This window comes from Streptomyces sp. RKAG337 (assembly GCF_023701715.1).
Classification (GTDB): Bacteria; Actinomycetota; Actinomycetes; order Streptomycetales; family Streptomycetaceae; genus Actinacidiphila.
Genome location: NZ_JAJOZA010000001.1, coordinates 4,639,508 through 4,654,976, shown reverse-complemented (window position 1 = coordinate 4,654,976; position 15,469 = coordinate 4,639,508). Strand labels below are relative to the sequence as shown.

Below are 15,469 nucleotides of genomic sequence, written 5' to 3'. Positions count from 1 at the left end.
CCGGAACGGGCCGCCCTCGTGCAAGGAGGAGCTGTGAGTGCCGAATCGCATGCCTACGCCGACGTCGATCCGGAAGCGGCTCTGAAATTCGCCATCCAGCACATCAAGGGCGATCGCGTCCAGATCATCGAGGGAGTCATCGAGCCCGTGTCTCCGAGCTGGGATCATGAGGCCGCCGCCGACAGCATCCGTGAGCAGATCGGGCCGGTCGTGCGTCGGCTGGAATGCGTCTCGGGCTCGGGCAATCTGGATCTTCCGGGCAGCAGCAACTGGTACGTGCCCGATGTGGCGGTGGTTCCGCGCGCGCTGACCAAAGGGGCCGGGGCGCTGCTGCCGGATCAGACGCTGCTGGTCGTCGAGGTGACGTCGGAGTCCAACGCGGACCCCGACCGTACGGTCAAGCGGCGCCGCTACGCCGAGTACGGCGCGCCGCTGTATCTGCTGGTGGACCGCCAGGAGCGAACGTGCACGCTCTACTCGGAGCCGTCGCGGCTCGGGTACACGCACGCGGAGGGGCCGCATCCGTTCGGCCGGGTGATCCGGCTTCCCGAGCCCTTCGATCTGGACCTGGACACGTCCGAATTCTGAGTCGGGCTCGCGCGGCGGATCGGTGCCGGCAGGCTCAGATCTCGTACACCGCGCCCGACGTGGCGAGTTCCACCGGGCCGTCGAAGACCGCGCGGGCGTCGGTGAGGTTGCGGGCGGGGTCGGTCCACGGCGGGATGTGGGTGAGGACGAGGCGCCCGGCGCCGGCGCGGTCGGCGTGTTCGCCGGCCTGGCTGCCGTTGAGGTGCAGGTCGGGGATGTCTTCCTTGCCGTGGGTGAAGGAGGCTTCGCACAGGAAGAGGTCGGTGCCTTCGGCGAGGCCGAGCAGGGCGTCGCAGGGGCCGGTGTCGCCGGAGTACGTCAGGGTCCGGCCGGCGTGTTCGATGCGGAAGCCGAACGCCTCGACGGGGTGGCTGACCCGGTCGGTGGTGATGGTGAAGGGGCCGAGCGTGAAGCTGCCGGGTTCCAGGGTGCGGAAGTCGAAGACCTCGCTCATGCACTTCTCGTCGGGCATGTCGCCGTAGGCGGTGGAGAGCCGGCGTTCGGTGCCTTCGGGGCCGTAGACGGGGATGGCGTCGGCGGGGCCGCCGTCGTGGCGGTAGTAACGGGCCACGAAGTAGCCGCACATGTCGATGCAGTGATCGGCGTGCAGATGGCTGAGCAGGACCGCGTCCAGGTCGTAGAGGCCGCAGTGGCGCTGCAGTTCGCCCAGGGCTCCGTTGCCCATGTCGAGCAGCAGCCGGAAGCCGTCGGCCTCGACGAGGTAGCTCGAGCAGGCCGATTCCGCGGACGGGAACGACCCCGAGCAGCCGACGACGGTGAGCTTCATGCCGTGAAACCTCCGTGGGCGCGCCACAGATCGCCCCCATACCGGTTGGAGTGGGGGGTTAGGCGGGTGCGGTCCGCCATGTGTTGACGAGAGTAAGGCGCGGGGCGGGCCGACGCGCCTCCTCAGTGCCCTGTTGTGGGCGGAATCACCAGTACGAGGGGCGGCCGGTACGGTCGGTTCCGATTGAGGATCTTCTTCGACAGATTTTCGACTGTGGGAGCCCATATGGACATGACCTGGTGGTTGGTGGCGGTCGCGGCCGTGGTCGTACTGGCTGTTTTCACGGCGTGGAGGCGGTCGGCGGGGCGCCGGCGGCCGGGTGGTCCGGTGCGGCCGCCGCGCGCGGCGGATCGTCCGGGGCCCGGGCGTGGCGGGCGGCGGGCGCCGGCCGCGGGGGAGATCTGGTGGGCGAACGTGCCGTTCGAGGACGGGTCCGGGGCGAAGGACCGGCCGTGTCTGGTGCTGTCCGTGAAGGGCGGCACGGTGCGCGTCGCGAAGATCACCAGCAAGTTCCACGAGGAGCTGCCGGGGGTGATCGCCCTGCCGCCGGGAACCGTGGGCGACGCGCAGGGCCGTACGAGTTATCTGGAGACCGACGAGCTGCGGGAGGTGCGTTCCGCGGCGTTCCGCCGCCGGGCGGGCGTGCTGGACGCCGCGCTGTGGCAGCAGGTGCGGCGGATGGTGCGCTGACCGCGGCCGGCCGCCCGGGTGGGCCGGCCGGCGCCGCACGGGTGCGCGGGGGTGGTCAGGCCCAGAGCTGGCCGTGCAGCTGTTCGACCGCGGCTTCGGTGCTGGGGGCGGTGTAGATGCCGGTGGAGAGGTACTTCCAGCCGCCGTCGGCGACGACGAAGACGATGTCGGCGCGCTCCCCCGCCTTGTGGGCCTTGGCGGCGACGCCGAGTGCGGCGTGCAGGGCCGCGCCGGTGGAGACGCCGGCGAAGATGCCCTCCTGCTGGAGGAGCTCGCGGGTGCGGCGGACGGCGTCCTCGGAGCCGACGGAGAAGCGGGTGGTGAGGACGGACTCGTCGTAGAGCTCGGGGACGAAGCCCTCGTCGAGGTTGCGCAGGCCGTAGACGATGTCGTCGTAGCGGGGCTCGGCGGCGACGATGGCGACTCCGGGGACCTTCTCGCGCAGGTAGCGGCCGACGCCCATCAGGGTGCCGGTGGTGCCCAGGCCGGCGACGAAGTGGGTGATGGTGGGGAGGTCCGTGAGGATCTCCGGGCCGGTGGTCGCGTAGTGGGCGCCCGCGTTGGCGGGGTTGCCGTACTGGTAGAGCATCACCCAGTCGGGGTGCTCGGCGGAGATCTCCTTCGCCATCCGGACGGCGGTGTTGGAGCCGCCCGCGGCCGGTGAGGAGATGATCTCGGCGCCCCACATCGCGAGCAGTTCGCGCCGCTCCGACGAGGTGTTCTCGGGCATGACGCAGACGATGCGGTAGCCCTTGAGGCGGGCGGCCATGGCCAGCGAGATGCCGGTGTTGCCCGAGGTGGGTTCGAGGATGGTGCAGCCGGGGGTGAGCCGGCCGGTGGCCTCGGCCTGCTCGATCATGTGGAGCGCGGGGCGGTCCTTGATCGAGCCGGTGGGGTTGCGGTCCTCCAGTTTGGCCCAGACGCTGACGGCGTCGGACGGGGACAGGCGCGGGAGGCGGACGAGCGGGGTGTTGCCCACCGCGGCCAGCGGGCTGTCGTAGCGCATCAGACGGCGTTCGTTTCGATCGCCGCGGAGCTGGAGCCGCCGGCGACGGCCGGGAGGATCGTGACGCTGTCACCGTCGGTGAGCTTGGTGCTGATGCCGTCGAGGAAGCGGACGTCCTCGTCGTTGAGGTAGACGTTGACGAAACGGCGCAGGCCGCCGTCGACGACGATGCGCTCGCGGATTCCGGTGTGCCGGCTCTCGAGGTCCGAGAAGAGTTCGTCGAGCGTGCTGCCCGCACCGTCGACGGCCTTGGCGCCGTCGGTGTAGGTGCGGAGGATGGTCGGAATGCGGACCTCGATGGCCATGGGTGGTGTTCTCCTGTCGGGGGTAGGGCGAGGCAAGTCGTCATACCTACGGCACAGACGTACCGGAGGCCGGGAGCGCGGGGGCGGGCGCGTCACGCAGAGAACGCGTGGCGCGGACAGGTCCCCACGCTGCGCGGGGGATGCCCCAGAGAGCTGGCGACACGGCAGAGGTCGACGTGCAGCCGCGCGACGAGCAGCATGCCCGGCGGGTTGTTCTTCACGTCGTGGGGAACCATGGGCTCATCGTATCGATTCCCGGGCGACGTCCGAGACAGGCGTCCCACGATTCGGACGTCAGGCGCCGGAGGCCACTACCCGCACGTCTTCTTCGGTCACGACCCCGTCCACGATGCGGAACGAGCGGAACTGGAACTCCTCCGCGGTGGAGACCAGGACGTAGTGCGCGCCCGGCTCGTTCGCGTAGGTGATGTCGGTGCGGGACGGGTACGCCTCGGTGGCGGTGTGCGAGTGGTAGACGATCACCGGCTCCTCGTCGCGGTCGTCCAGGTCGCGGTAGAGCTTGAGCAGGTCGGTGGAGTCGAACTCGTAGAACGTGGGTGAGCGGGCCGCGTTCAGCATGGGGATGAAGCGCTCGGGACGGCCGCTGCCCTCAGGTCCCGCGACGATGCCGCACGCCTCGTCGGGGTGGTCGGCGCGGGCGTGGGCGACGATCGCGTCGTGGATCTCCTGCGTGATGGTCAGCATGGCGAAAAGCTAACAGGGCGCGAAGCGCTCGCCATAAGGGTGGGGGTGACAGCGCGCGGAGTGCGTACGAAGGCCCGCCCCAGGGGTGCGGGGGCGGGCCTTCGCGGCAGGTGGTGGTTTCGGCGCGCGGTGGCTCAGCTCGCGGCGTCGGCCAGTGCGGGTTCCGGGGCGACGTGCGGCTTGGGGGCGAACGCCTCCGGGTTCTTCCGCTTGAGCCAGGCGTACCCGATGCCGAGGATCGCGAACCACACGGGGGCGCTGTAGAGCGAAATCCGTGCGTCCTTGTCAATGCCGATCAGGACCATCACGCCGGCCAGGAAGATCAGCGCGATCCAGCTGGTGTACGGGGCGCCGGGCGCCTTGAACCAGGCTTCGGCGGCGCGGCCGGCCTTGACCGCCGCGCGGTAGCGCAGATGGGAGATGAGGATCATCGCCCAGGTCCAGACGCCGGCGACGGTCGCGAAGGCGGTGATGTAGGTGAAGGCACCGTCCGGGTCGACGTAGTTGATCCAGACGCCGATGCCCATCAGGGCCACGGAGACGAGGATGCCGGCGGCCGGGGTCTGGCGGGAGTTGAGCTTGGCGAAGGCCCTGGGGCCCTGGCCGTTGACGGCCAGGTCGCGCAGCATGCGGCCGGTGGAGTACATGCCGGAGTTGCAGGACGACAGGGCGGCGGTGAGGACCACGAAGTTCACGATGGCCGCGCCGAACGGGATGCCGATCTTGGCGAAGGCGGCCACGAACGGGCTGACGCCCGGCTGGAACTCGGTCCAGGAGACGACGCCGAGGATCACGATGAGCGCGCCGACGTAGAACACGCCGATCCGCCAGGGCAGCGTGTTGATGGCCTTGGGGAGGGTCTCGCGGGGGTTCTCGGCCTCACCGGCGGTGACGCCGACGAGTTCGACGGCGAGGTAGGCGAACATCACGATCTGGAGCGTCATGAGGGACTTGCCGACGCCGTTGGGGAAGACCCCGCCGTCACCCCACAGATGGCTGAGCGAGGCGGTGTCGCCGGCGGCGGAGAACCCGATGGTCAGGACGCCGATCCCGATGAGGATCATGCCGATGATCGCGGTGACCTTGATCATCGAGAACCAGAACTCGACCTCGCCGAAGACCTTCACCGAGATGAGGTTCACTCCGAAGAGCACCAGCAGGAAGATCAGGGCGGAGATCCACTGCGGGATGTCCTTCCACCAGTAGGTGATGTACACCGAGGCGGCGGTGACCTCGGCCATGCCGGTCACCACCCACATCAGCCAGTACGTCCAGCCGGTGACGAACCCCCAGAACGGGCCCAGGAACTCGCGGGCGTAGTCGGCGAAGGAGCCGGATACGGGGCGGTAGGTGAGCAGTTCGCCCAGCGCCCGCATGATGAAGAAGATGATGACGCCGGCGATGGCGTACATCATGATCAGGCTCGGTCCGGCCTGATGGATGGCCTTGCCGGCGCCCAGGAAGAGGCCGGTGCCGATGGCACCGCCGATGGCGATCATCTGGATCTGCCGGCTGCCGAGCCCTCGCTGGTAGCCCTCTTCGGTGACCGGCGCGGCGGCCGCGTCGGCCGCGGCTGCCTCGTGTCGGGTGTGTTCCGTCGGCATGGTGGTGGTGCGCCTTTCTCCATATCCCCCGGACAGTGGAGTTGCGAGCCGGCGATCGGCCGGCTCAGCGCCTGGCGGAACAGGGATGGCGTCCCGGCCAGTGGTCGGAATTAGTACCACGGGCTGAGACGCCAACCGAAAGGTCGGATGTGGCGCGGGTCACAGGAAAAACGCCCCGAAGGTGAAGTGAAGCGGCATATCGGATGATCACGGTGACATGATCGTTATCCGGATTTGAGCGTCCGCTGAGCGAATGCGGGACGTCACAGCGTCTCGATCAGCGTCTCCTGCAGACCGCCGAGCCACAGGTACGCCATCACCATCGGCTTGAGCGGATCGTCGTCCGGCAGCCGGTAGAGCTCGGTGTCCTCGTCGGTGACCTCCAGCCGGGTGCCGATGGTCAGCCGCAGGTCGTTGAGGGCGCCGAGCCAGCGGCGGGCGTCCTCGGGGGAGAGCAGCAGCTCAGGGGCGGCGTCGTCGAGGGAGCGGACCACGGCCAGCGCGTCCTCGCGCTTGCGGGTGCGCAGGTCGTTCTCGGTGAAGCGGCGGAACTCCGAGGACTGGGCGGTGTCCTCGTAGGCGTCGGGGAACAGCCGGGCCAGCGCCGGGTCGGCCGGCGGCTTCGTCGGCCCGTCGGCCGGGAACAGCGCGGCGAGCGGGTCGTCGGAGACCGGCTCCTCCCCCGGGCCGATCATCTCCAGGAGCTGCACGGTGAGGCTGCGCAGGATGGAGATCTCGACGGTGTCGAGGGTGATGACGGCGCCGCCGCCCGGGGCGGGTTCGAAGTAGCCGGCCATCAGCGGTCCTGCTGCAGGGTCGCCCACAGGCCGTAGCCGTGCATCGCCTGCACGTCGCGCTCCATCTCTTCGCGGGTGCCGCTGGAGACGGCGGCGCGGCCCTTGTGGTGGACGTCCTTCATGAGTTTGACGGCCTTGTCCTTGGAGTATCCGAAGTACGCCTGGAAGACGTACGTCACGTAGCTCATGAGATTGACGGGGTCGTTGTGCACCAGGGTCACCCAGGGGACGTCCGGGTCGGGCACTTCGAAGGGGGCCTCGGTCGACTCGGGCCGTGCGATCTCTGCGGGGGCGACAGAACAGCGCGCGGAGCGCGTCCTTGGAGGGGCGGGGGAGGGAGACGGGCGGGCACTCATCACTCCTCCAATGCTGCCGCTATGGCGGCGCTTCGCACAAATGGACGCGGAAGCGCAGAGAAATCGTCACTCTGACGAGTAGTCGGGGTACTATCCCGTTCCATGAGCGCTGCAGATCTGGGGCTGCCGGTGGCCGTACCGTCCACCGCGCTGTTCACCGACCGGTACGAGTTGACGATGTTGCAGGCCGCGCTGCGCAGCGGGGCGGCGCACCGGCACTCGGTGTTCGAGGTCTTCACCCGCCGGCTGCCGGAGGGCCGCCGGTACGGCGTCGTCTGCGGCACCGGACGGGTGCTGGACGCGGTGGAGAACTTCCGCTTCGACGCCGATGTGCTGGACTTCCTCGCCCGCGAGAACGTGGTGGACGGGCCGACGTTGGAGTGGCTGGCCACGTACCGGTTCACCGGCGACATCTGGGGTTACCCCGAGGGCGAGGTGTACTTCCCCGGCTCGCCGATCCTGCGGGTGGAGGGCAGCTTCGCCGAGGCGGTGATCCTGGAGACGGTGATCCTGTCGATCCTCAACCACGACTCCGCGATCGCGGCGGCCGCGTCGCGGATGGCGGTCGCGGCCGGCGGCCGTCCGCTGATGGAGATGGGCGCCCGGCGGGCGCACGAACTGGCGGCGGTCGCCGCGTCGCGGGCCGCGTACGTCGGCGGCTTCCTGTCCTCCTCGAACCTGGCGGCCGGCTTCCGCTACGGGCTGCCGACGATCGGCACGGCCGCGCACGCCTTCACCCTGCTGCACGACACCGAGCGGGACGCCTTCGTCGCACAGGTGGAATCGCTGGGCCGGGGCACGACGCTGCTGGTGGACACCTACGACCTGATGTCGGCGGTCCGTACCGCCGTCGAGGTCGCCGGGCCCGAGCTGGGCGCGGTCCGCATCGACTCCGGCGACCTGCTGCTGCTCGCCCACCGGGTGCGGCAGCAACTGGACGACCTCGGCGCCAAGGACACCCGGATCGTGGTGACCTCCGATCTCGACGAGTACGCCATCGCCTCGCTGGCGGCGGCGCCGGTGGACGCGTACGGCGTCGGCACCTCGCTGGTGACCGGCAGCGGCCACCCGACCTGCTCCATGGTCTACAAATTGGTCTCCCGGGCCTCGTCGAACGAGCCGGACGCGCCGATGGTGGCCGTCGCCAAGAAGTCGATGGGCGCCAAGAGCAGCGTCGGCGGCCGCAAGTGGGCGGCCCGGCGGCTGGACGAGGACGGGGTCGCGGAGGCCGAGGTGGTCGGCACCGGGCCCGTGCCGGCGGAGCTCGCGGACCGGCAGCTGCTGGTTCCGCTGGTCCGCGGCGGGGAGATCACCGGCCGCGAGCCGCTGGAGGCGGCCCGCACCCGGCACATCGAGGCACGCGCGGGGCTGCCGCTGTCCGCCTCGCAGCTCTCCCGCGGCGAGCCGGTGCTCCCCACGGAGCAGGTGTGACGCGGCGGCCGCCGGGGACGGCGGGGCCGGGACTGTCGCGGATCGGGGCCCGAGTCCCTACGCTCGACGCGTGCCGCCTGTCCCCGCACGGCGGTCAGCCGACCGAAGAGGACCGCGAATGCACCGCGCACTGATCGTCGTGGACGTCCAGAACGATTTCTGCGAGGGCGGCAGCCTCGCGGTCGCCGGCGGCTCGGACGTGGCCGCCGCGATCACCGATCTCGTCGGGCAGGCCACCGCCTGCTACCGCCATGTGGTGGCCACCCGTGACCACCACGTCGATCCGGGGGACCACTTCTCGGACCGGCCGGACTTCGTGACGTCCTGGCCCGTGCACTGTGTGGCGGGCACCGAGGGCGTCGGGTTCCATCCGAACTTCGCGCCGGCGGTCGCCTCCGGCGCCGTGGACGCGGTCTTCGACAAGGGCGCGTACTCGGCCGCCTACAGCGGCTTCGAGGGGCTGGACGAGAACGGCCTGGGGCTCACCGAGTGGCTGCGGGAGCGCGCCGTCACCGAGGTGGACGTGGTCGGGATCGCCACCGACCACTGCGTGCGGGCCACGGCCCTGGACGCGGCCCGGGAGGGCTTCGTCACGCAGGTGCTGCTCGATCTGACGGCGGGTGTCGCCCCGGCGACCACGGAGAGCGCGCTGGCCGAGCTGCTGGCCGCGGGCGTCCGGCTGACGGGAAAGCCCGCGGTCGGGGCCTGAGGCGGGGCGGAGGGGCCCAGGCGGCCCTGAGCGGCTCCGGGCGGGTCGGGCGGCCCCGGAAGGCCGGGGCCGCCCGCCCGCTCAGCCCGCGCGGCGGTGGGTGGCCCGGAAGGGCTGCCAGAGCTCTTCCGAGCCGGACGCGGAGTGGCGCCAGACGAGGCCGTCCGGGTGGTGCAGGACGGCGGTGACCTCGTCGGGCGTCGGCGGTTCGGTGTTACCGCTGAGCCGGGCCGCCCGGAAGCCGAGATTCCGGAGCCGGGTGAGCGCCCGCTGGCGGTTCTGGGCGTGCACGATGACGCGGACGCTGTCCTCCGCACCGCCCGGGTGGGGCAGCTTGAGAGCGACGACGACGTTGCCGTTGGGAAGCTTGGTGAATCCACCGACTGCCATGCCCACATAATCCGGTGATCGGCCCCCGCCCACCAGAGGGCGTGGGCCGAACACTGGGTTAACGCAGGTCAGCGACCTGCGGGGCTGACAGCGACGATCGTGTTCTGTCCGTTCGGGGAGTCGAACAGGATCGAAATGCGGGTATTCGTGTTCGGCACCTGGACACTCGCGTACGGGTTGGTGTCGTACCAGTACGTGCCGTGGCGGTCGTCGAAGACCGGGACGCCCGGCTTGGACTTGATCGTCGTGGCGACGCCGTTCTTGTGCGCGGTGAGGGCGTCGGTCGGGTACCAGCCGAAGGTGGAGTCCGCGGACTGGATCTTGTTGCGGAACAGCGCGCCGTCCGACCAGGCGTCGGGCTTGGCGTGCGCGTCGATCGGCAGGATCTGGCCGTGGCCGGGGTGCTCGCCGACGTTGTTGTCCAGCTGCGAGGTGTCCCAGAGCCAGATCAGCAGGCCGTTCTGGTACGCGTAGTGCTCGACCTTCTTCGGGGCGGCGGTGCCGAACCCGAAGTTGTAAGGACCGGTCTTCAGGACCTTGTCGTAGCTGACGTACTGGCGGTTCTCCGCGATGTAGTACTGCGGGTACGACTTGGTGAAGGACGCCTCGGAGCGGCTGAAGCCGTTCGCGGTCCAGCCGTTGTCGTCACCCTCGGCACCGTCGGTGAAGACGGCCGCGCCGTCGGCGGTGATCGTCAGGTTGTCGGCCGCGAAGCCCTTCTGCGCGACACCACCGTCGGTGCGGTAGCGGAAGCGCAGCTCGATCTGCTTTCCGGCGAAGGCGTCGAGCGGGTAGTTCATGTCCTTGTAGCCACCCGTGGTGCCGGTCATGGCCGGGCGGCCACTGCCGTTGCGGGTGATGGGCTGGCCGTCGATGGTGCCGTCGATCGGGGCCCAGTTGACGCCGCCGTTGGTGGACACCTCGGTGTAGAGGTAGTCGTAGCCGTCCTCGGTGTCGTACCAGCCCTTGAACGACAGGGCGGCGGACGTCTTGCCGGTGAGGTCGACGTGGCGGGTCAGGGTGTTGCGCAGGTCGTTGCCCGAGCCGCTCCACCACTGCTTGGTGCCCGCGAAGGGCGTGGTGATCGCGGTGGTGACGCTCTTCGACGGCAGCGTCACGACCAGGCCCTGCGGGTCCTTGGTGTTGTACTCGGCGACGCCGAGCTTGTGCGTGGAGAGCTTGGCGGCCTTGGCGGTGTCGTACTTCAGCCAGCCGAGCTGCATCTTGTCCCAGGCGTCCATGTCACCGGGCAGCGACCCGATGTCGGTGGTGCCGTTGGAGAGCCAGGAGCCGGACGACATCAGCGACCAGAAGGCGGTGCCGTTCTCGCCGATGTACGTGGTGTCGTACAGGTCGGGCAGGCCGAGGTCGTGGCCGTACTCGTGGGCGTAGACGCCCAGGCCGCCGTTCTCCGGCTGCATGGTGTAGTCGCCGACCCAGATGCCGGTGTCGCCGATCGGGGTGCCGCCGAGCTGGTTGCCGGCCGGGCCGGAGAAGCCCTCGTCACCCTGGTAGGCGTAGCCGCGGTGGGCCCACAGCGCGTCGGTGCCCTGGACGCCGCCGCCCGCGGACTCGTCCTCGCCCGCGTGCACGATCTGGAAGTGGTCGATGTAACCGTCGGGCTCGTTGAAGTTGCCGTCGTGGTCGAAGTCGTAACGGTCCCACTGGTCGTACTGGGCCAGGTCCGTCTTGATCTGCGCGGCGGTGCGGCCCTTGGCCTTCTGGTCCGCGGCCCACTGCGCGGTGCCGTCGCGGACCAGGTCCTCGACGGTGGCGCAGTTGGTGGCGCCGCACTTGTTGTTGCCGTAACGGGCCTCGTTGTAGTCGACCTTGACCCAGTCGGAGACCTCGCCGTTGACCGAGTAGCGGCCGGAGGACTGCTTCTCGTAGTACTTCGCCACCGACTCCTTCTTGGGGTCGTGGGAGAAGTAGAGGTCCTGGAAGGACTGCGCGTTGTAGTCCTTCTGCCAGGCGGTGCTGTTGTCCGTGGAACGGTCGGGTTCCGCTATCTGGTTGTGCAGCGGTCCGACGGTGCCGCCGTACTGCGGGTCGACCTTGTCGCCGAACTCGGCGAGGATCACGAAGATCTTGTCGGTCTTCTCGCGGCTCAGCTCGACGTATTTGCCCGCGCTGAGTTTGGCAACCTTGGAACGGCCGCTGTCCTGGACCGTGAGGTCCCCCGCGATCACCTTCTGCAGGGCGTCCTGCCGGCGTACCGCCTGCTCGCGCCCGAGCGGGCCGAGACGGTCGTCGTCGACCTTGGCCTTGGTGCCGGCCGGCGCCTTGCCGGTCGGCGCCTGCATCGGATCGTGGCTCGCCTGCGCCTCGTTGCCCGCCGCGGGAGCGGCTGCGGCCAAGGTCGCGGGCATTGCCATCGCACCGAGTGCGACGAGCGCCACCGCGAGGGTGGCGGGTCTGATGTTGCTGCGAAGATTCTTCAAGATGTCTTGACCTCCCCTTGGGAGATGCCATTGCATCTAAGTGCCGGAAGAAAAGACAGGTCTTGACTTGCTCATGGCAGACCAGTACGTTGACCGGCTTTTGAGGTCCGGATAACGGACATCAACCCAGGTGGACCGTCTGCCAGTTGAGACGGGTGGACCGGGTCGAGATTCCGTGCGCCCCCCTGTGCTCCCCCACCGTGGGTTAGGTCACGCTTACCAACCGTTCCCATCGGGCATGCCGATCCGTAGAGTCAGTTGCCGGCGCCCACGCATGAAGATTTCCACCGCCCCTTCCGACACTGCGACTTAACCGACGTATTCGAGGACGGATCCCGCCATGCCGCGTCCTACCCCCGCGCAACTTGCCTACGGTTCCGCGACCGTTGTCCTGTCCACTCTTGCGATGCTGCTGCTCTCCGAGGCCCGTTCCGGCGTCAGCGTCGTCATCATCGCGGCGGCCGGGCTGCTGCTCGGTGTGCTGGTCGCGGTGACGACCACGATCCCGCTGACCGCCCGTGCCAAGGCCCGCAGCCGTACGGCCGTCCGTACCGCGCCCGCGACGGTCCCCCGCCCACGGGTGCACAGTTCCGGCCCGTCCCGCGTCAGCGAGCACTCGCTGCGGCGTTGAGCGGCCGGCGGCGGCCCCGGAGCGGTTGCTCCGGGGCCGCCGTCGTGTGCGGACGGCGGGACCGGTACGCCGACGGGACCCGCCGGGGCGGACCGTCACGCTGCGACGACCACGGTCTTCGCCGCCTTGTCGTGCAGACCCTGGCGGTACGGCTTGTCGAGCAGCAGCAGGATCCCGATGAGCACGATCCACAGGCACGGGCAGCAGAACAGCGTCGGCAGCCAGAACACACAGGCGCGGATCAGCGCGGCCGACGAGGTGGGGGCGGCGCCGTTGTCCAGCATGGCGACGCGCACCCCCAGCCACTTCTTGCCCAGGGTCTGGCCCGTCGCCCTGGTCATCCACCACTCGTAGCCGATGTAGAGGACCGCGGCCACACAGGACCCCAGCACCGAACGGCCGTAGTTGATGTCGTCCGTGTCGGTCTGGAAGGTGCCGAACGCCCAGTCGAGCAGGCCGACCGGGATGGAGATGAGGATGAAGTCGATGATCCTCGCGAGCAGCCGCTTGCCGACGTCGCCGAGCGGCGGCATGCCGGCCAGCGGATCGGGAGCGCCACCGCCGTAGGGATCGCCGCCGTAGGGCGGCGGTGCGCCGCCGCCGGGCGGGGTACCACCGGGCGGCGGGTTGCCGTACGGGTTGCCGCCGTACGGGTCGTTGCCGCCACCTCCCTGCGGGGGCGGCGGGTAGGAGGGCGGCTGCTGACCGTAGGGCGAGCCGCCGGGCGTACCGGGGCCACTGTCCTGGGGGGGCTTGGCGAACGGATCGTCAGGGGATCCGGGCGTCGGCTGGTCGGTACTCATGAACCGAGTGAAACCCGCAGGAAGCGGACGCGCCTTCCGGCAAGATCCGTTCGGGGTACCCCGAACGGACCGGCACCGCCGCCCGCTACTGCCGGGCGACGAACGTACGGGCCGCCTTGTCGTGCCAGCACTGCCGCCACGGGCGGTCGATCATGCACCACACCAGACCGACGACGCCGATGACGAGCGCGTCGAGCACCGTGTGCGTCAGCCAGCGGCGCAGCGAGGGGCCGAAGCCGGGGGCGAGCTGCGACTCGATGTCGACCACCCGCAGCCCGAACAGCTTCTTGCCCAGCGTCCGGCCCCACTTGGCGGTGGGCAGCACCTCGTACAGCAGCCCGGCGACCAGGGCGACGCCGACCACGATGGCCAGCTGGACGCCGGTGGTGCCGTCGATCAGCCAGACCGTGACGGTCTCGCCGGTCTGCCGCGCCTCGTCCACCTTGTCCTTGAGGTGGTGGTACGCGGCCGTGCCGAGCGGTACCGCGGCCGCGCCGGTGAGCGCCAGGACGATGGCCGTGTCGAGCAGCCGGGCGGCGAGGCGGCGGCCGAGCCCGGCCGGCCGGCCCTGCTCCTGCACCATCGACGCGAACGGGTCGTTCACCGGCGGCCGCCACGGCACCACACCGGCCGACTCCCCCTGCTGCCCCGGCACGGCGACGACACCGCCGCCGGCCGTGCCGCCGCCCGTCCCGGTACCGGGACCGCTGCCACCCGGGCCCTGCCGGGCGAGTTCGTGCACCTGCTGCGCCCAGGGCGCGGGCGCGGCCTGCGCGAGGGGCGCGGAACCGGCGCGCCGCCCGTCCGTACCCTCACCCGCGGCGGGCTGCGGCTGCTGCGGGGACTGCTGCTGCGGGGTCTGCGGCTGTTGCGGGAACTGCTGCTGTTGCGACTGGCGCGGCAGGTGCGGCTGCGGGTGTTCCGGCGGCTGCGGCTGCGGCGCCGACCGGCGCGGCTCGGTGCCCCACGGGGTCCCGGCGGCGGGGGTGCCGGTGGCCGCGGTGCCGGCCGGGGCCGAAGCCCCGCGCGTGGCGGGCAGGTTGGCGTCCGGGGCGGATCGCTCCGGCTGCGGCTGCGGCTCCGCGGCGCCCCAGGTGGTGCGGGGCGGCTCGACGGCCGGTGCCGCCGACCAGACCGGGGCGGCGGCCGCGCCGCGGCCGTCGGACGCCGCCGGCTCCTGGGCCCGCACGGGGTCCTCGTCGAAGAAGATGACGCCGGACTCCTCGACGGCGGGCAGGCTCGTACCGCGGCCGGAGGCCGGCGCGGAGGCCGCCGGGCCGGGCGTTCCCCGGCCGCCGGCGTCCTGCCCCGGCGGCGGGGCGAGCTCCTCGCCGGGCCGCGGCGCGGGGCGGCTGGTGCCCGGCACCCAGGCGCCACCGTTCCAGTACCGGATGTAGCCCGGGATCGACGGATCCGGGTAGTACCCCGGAACGGGGGAACCGGAGGAACCGGAGGAGCCAGTGGAGGGTGAGCTCATGGTTCGTGAGGTCCGTATCTATTCGGCCAGGGGAGTGCAATGACCACATCTACCAGACAGGCGGACCCGCCGGGTCCGCGGTACCGCACACCACACACCCTTACCGGGTGGGAGGGACCCGCGCGGGGCCTTCCGTAATTTTCACCGCGATTCGGAGAAGTCGCGTAATGGTTGGGGTTGTATGCGCTCTCTCCTGGTGCGGGCCCCGCGCAGCACCCGCTGCGCAACACCGCAAGGGGCCGCCCGCCAAGGAAAGGACGACGACCTGATGCAGACCGTGGTGGAACGCGAACTGGAACTGAACCTGGTGCTGTCGCCGGAGCGCAGCATTCCGGTACCGGCCCGGCTGGCCTATCGCACAGATGATCCCTTTGCCGTGCACATCACCTTCCATGTGGGCTCGGACGCCCCGGTGAACTGGACGTTCGCCCGCGAACTGCTGGTGGAAGGGGTGTTCCGGCCGTGCGGGCACGGGGACGTGCGCATCTGGCCGACGAAGGTCAACGGGCGCAGCGTCATCTGTATGGCGCTGAGCTCGCCGGACGGCAACGCGCTGCTGGAGGCGCCGTCCTCGCCGGTGGCGTCCTGGCTGGAGCGCACCCTGCGCGCCGTGCCACCGGGGACCGAGCACGAGCAGCTCGGCATGGACGACGGGCTGAACGAGCTGCTGGCCCCGACGACCCGGGACGAGTTGTGGCTGCGCGATCCATGGACGGTGACGGACGAGTCGCCCGAGGGGTGAGGGCGCG

Annotated in this window: 18 protein-coding genes; 6 read left to right on the top strand and 12 right to left on the bottom strand. The window is 70.4% G+C overall.

The genetic code is table 11. The features are described 5' to 3' along the window. Positions 1-33: 33 nt before the first annotated feature. Positions 34-588, top strand: a complete 555-nt coding sequence (locus LNW73_RS20675; RefSeq protein ID WP_250990918.1) for a Uma2 family endonuclease — start codon at positions 34-36, stop codon at positions 586-588. Positions 589-622: 34 nt separating this feature from the next. Here the strand turns inward: LNW73_RS20675 and LNW73_RS20670 are convergent, their stop codons facing one another. Continuing rightward, positions 623-1,375, bottom strand: a complete 753-nt coding sequence (locus LNW73_RS20670; protein WP_250976064.1) for an MBL fold metallo-hydrolase — start codon at positions 1,373-1,375, stop codon at positions 623-625. A gap of 225 nt (positions 1,376-1,600) precedes the next feature. On the opposite strand from LNW73_RS20670, the gene LNW73_RS20665 reads away from it, so the two are divergent. Further along, entirely contained in the window at positions 1,601-2,065 is a 465-nt protein-coding gene (locus LNW73_RS20665) for a type II toxin-antitoxin system PemK/MazF family toxin (protein WP_250976065.1), read from the top strand. Between the two features lie 55 nt (positions 2,066-2,120). Here LNW73_RS20665 and LNW73_RS20660 read toward each other — a convergent pair whose 3' ends face one another. From LNW73_RS20660 to clpS, 7 genes are all read right to left on the bottom strand, one after another. Beyond that, positions 2,121-3,071 (bottom strand): PLP-dependent cysteine synthase family protein, encoded by a 951-nt coding sequence (locus LNW73_RS20660; RefSeq protein ID WP_250976066.1) that lies wholly within the window; start codon positions 3,069-3,071, stop codon positions 2,121-2,123. After that, a complete protein-coding gene (locus tag LNW73_RS20655; RefSeq protein WP_250976067.1) occupies positions 3,071-3,376 on the bottom strand; it encodes a MoaD/ThiS family protein in 306 nt (101 codons plus the stop codon). Before LNW73_RS20655 ends, LNW73_RS20660 begins: the two co-directional genes overlap by 1 nt. Before the next feature lie 92 nt (positions 3,377-3,468). Further along, positions 3,469-3,612 (bottom strand): putative leader peptide, encoded by a 144-nt coding sequence (locus tag LNW73_RS20650; RefSeq protein ID WP_374118141.1) that lies wholly within the window; start codon positions 3,610-3,612, stop codon positions 3,469-3,471. A 58-nt stretch (positions 3,613-3,670) separates the two neighbouring features. Further along, on the bottom strand, positions 3,671-4,081 hold the full coding sequence (locus tag LNW73_RS20645; RefSeq protein WP_138356598.1) for a Mov34/MPN/PAD-1 family protein: 411 nt from the start codon (positions 4,079-4,081) through the stop codon (positions 3,671-3,673). A gap of 134 nt (positions 4,082-4,215) precedes the next feature. After that, positions 4,216-5,685, bottom strand: coding sequence for an amino acid permease (locus LNW73_RS20640; RefSeq protein WP_250976069.1), 1,470 nt, complete (start codon positions 5,683-5,685; stop codon positions 4,216-4,218). Between the two features lie 263 nt (positions 5,686-5,948). After that, positions 5,949-6,482, bottom strand: coding sequence for a DUF2017 domain-containing protein (locus LNW73_RS20635; protein WP_250990916.1), 534 nt, complete (start codon positions 6,480-6,482; stop codon positions 5,949-5,951). Further along, the gene (gene clpS, locus LNW73_RS20630) at positions 6,482-6,838 is read right to left on the bottom strand and encodes an ATP-dependent Clp protease adapter ClpS (RefSeq protein WP_250990915.1); all 357 of its coding nucleotides are present in this window, start codon (positions 6,836-6,838) and stop codon (positions 6,482-6,484) included. The genes LNW73_RS20635 and clpS overlap by 1 nt, the downstream gene beginning before the upstream one ends. Before the next feature lie 102 nt (positions 6,839-6,940). On the opposite strand from clpS, the gene LNW73_RS20625 reads away from it, so the two are divergent. Beyond that, on the top strand, positions 6,941-8,269 hold the full coding sequence (locus tag LNW73_RS20625; RefSeq protein WP_250976072.1) for a nicotinate phosphoribosyltransferase: 1,329 nt from the start codon (positions 6,941-6,943) through the stop codon (positions 8,267-8,269). A gap of 118 nt (positions 8,270-8,387) precedes the next feature. Then, a complete protein-coding gene (locus LNW73_RS20620) occupies positions 8,388-8,978 on the top strand; it encodes an isochorismatase family protein (RefSeq protein WP_250976073.1) in 591 nt (196 codons plus the stop codon). A gap of 81 nt (positions 8,979-9,059) precedes the next feature. Here LNW73_RS20620 and LNW73_RS20615 read toward each other — a convergent pair whose 3' ends face one another. Next, on the bottom strand, positions 9,060-9,368 hold the full coding sequence (locus LNW73_RS20615; protein WP_138356592.1) for a hypothetical protein: 309 nt from the start codon (positions 9,366-9,368) through the stop codon (positions 9,060-9,062). 68 nt (positions 9,369-9,436) lie between these two features. After that, complete coding sequence (locus tag LNW73_RS20610) at positions 9,437-11,809, bottom strand: immune inhibitor A domain-containing protein (RefSeq protein WP_374117273.1); 2,373 nt, start codon at positions 11,807-11,809, stop codon at positions 9,437-9,439. Positions 11,810-12,215: 406 nt separating this feature from the next. On the opposite strand from LNW73_RS20610, the gene LNW73_RS20605 reads away from it, so the two are divergent. After that, positions 12,216-12,440, top strand: coding sequence for a hypothetical protein (locus tag LNW73_RS20605; protein ID WP_374118140.1), 225 nt, complete (start codon positions 12,216-12,218; stop codon positions 12,438-12,440). Between the two features lie 95 nt (positions 12,441-12,535). On the opposite strand, the gene LNW73_RS20600 is transcribed toward LNW73_RS20605, so the two are convergent. Then, positions 12,536-13,243: an RDD family protein gene (locus tag LNW73_RS20600; RefSeq protein WP_250990913.1), complete on the bottom strand. Its 708-nt coding sequence runs from the start codon at positions 13,241-13,243 to the stop codon at positions 12,536-12,538. A gap of 85 nt (positions 13,244-13,328) precedes the next feature. Then, a complete protein-coding gene (locus LNW73_RS20595) occupies positions 13,329-14,720 on the bottom strand; it encodes an RDD family protein (RefSeq protein WP_250990912.1) in 1,392 nt (463 codons plus the stop codon). 268 nt (positions 14,721-14,988) lie between these two features. Between LNW73_RS20595 and LNW73_RS20590 the strand changes: the two genes are divergently transcribed. After that, a complete protein-coding gene (locus LNW73_RS20590) occupies positions 14,989-15,462 on the top strand; it encodes an SsgA family sporulation/cell division regulator (protein WP_187145292.1) in 474 nt (157 codons plus the stop codon). The last annotated feature ends 7 nt before the right edge of the window (positions 15,463-15,469 follow it).

Excerpts from the sequence above, each read along its gene's own strand:
- LNW73_RS20600 (WP_250990913.1), bottom strand. The coding sequence starts at position 13,243 with ATGAGTACCGACCAGCCGACGCCCGGATCCCCTGACGATCCGTTCGCC.
- LNW73_RS20605 (WP_374118140.1), top strand. The coding sequence starts at position 12,216 with ATGCTGCTGCTCTCCGAGGCCCGTTCCGGCGTCAGCGTCGTCATCATC.
- LNW73_RS20615 (WP_138356592.1), bottom strand. The coding sequence starts at position 9,368 with ATGGCAGTCGGTGGATTCACCAAGCTTCCCAACGGCAACGTCGTCGTC.
- LNW73_RS20665 (WP_250976065.1), top strand. The coding sequence starts at position 1,601 with ATGGACATGACCTGGTGGTTGGTGGCGGTCGCGGCCGTGGTCGTACTG.
- LNW73_RS20645 (WP_138356598.1), bottom strand. The coding sequence starts at position 4,081 with ATGCTGACCATCACGCAGGAGATCCACGACGCGATCGTCGCCCACGCC.
- LNW73_RS20625 (WP_250976072.1), top strand. The coding sequence starts at position 6,941 with ATGAGCGCTGCAGATCTGGGGCTGCCGGTGGCCGTACCGTCCACCGCG.
- LNW73_RS20620 (WP_250976073.1), top strand. The coding sequence starts at position 8,388 with ATGCACCGCGCACTGATCGTCGTGGACGTCCAGAACGATTTCTGCGAG.
- LNW73_RS20595 (WP_250990912.1), bottom strand. The coding sequence starts at position 14,720 with ATGAGCTCACCCTCCACTGGCTCCTCCGGTTCCTCCGGTTCCCCCGTT.
- LNW73_RS20640 (WP_250976069.1), bottom strand. The coding sequence starts at position 5,685 with ATGCCGACGGAACACACCCGACACGAGGCAGCCGCGGCCGACGCGGCC.
- LNW73_RS20590 (WP_187145292.1), top strand. The coding sequence starts at position 14,989 with ATGCAGACCGTGGTGGAACGCGAACTGGAACTGAACCTGGTGCTGTCG.
- LNW73_RS20650 (WP_374118141.1), bottom strand. The coding sequence starts at position 3,612 with ATGGTTCCCCACGACGTGAAGAACAACCCGCCGGGCATGCTGCTCGTC.
- clpS (WP_250990915.1), bottom strand. The coding sequence starts at position 6,838 with ATGAGTGCCCGCCCGTCTCCCTCCCCCGCCCCTCCAAGGACGCGCTCC.
- LNW73_RS20655 (WP_250976067.1), bottom strand. The coding sequence starts at position 3,376 with ATGGCCATCGAGGTCCGCATTCCGACCATCCTCCGCACCTACACCGAC.
- LNW73_RS20670 (WP_250976064.1), bottom strand. The coding sequence starts at position 1,375 with ATGAAGCTCACCGTCGTCGGCTGCTCGGGGTCGTTCCCGTCCGCGGAA.
- LNW73_RS20635 (WP_250990916.1), bottom strand. The coding sequence starts at position 6,482 with ATGGCCGGCTACTTCGAACCCGCCCCGGGCGGCGGCGCCGTCATCACC.
- LNW73_RS20660 (WP_250976066.1), bottom strand. The coding sequence starts at position 3,071 with ATGCGCTACGACAGCCCGCTGGCCGCGGTGGGCAACACCCCGCTCGTC.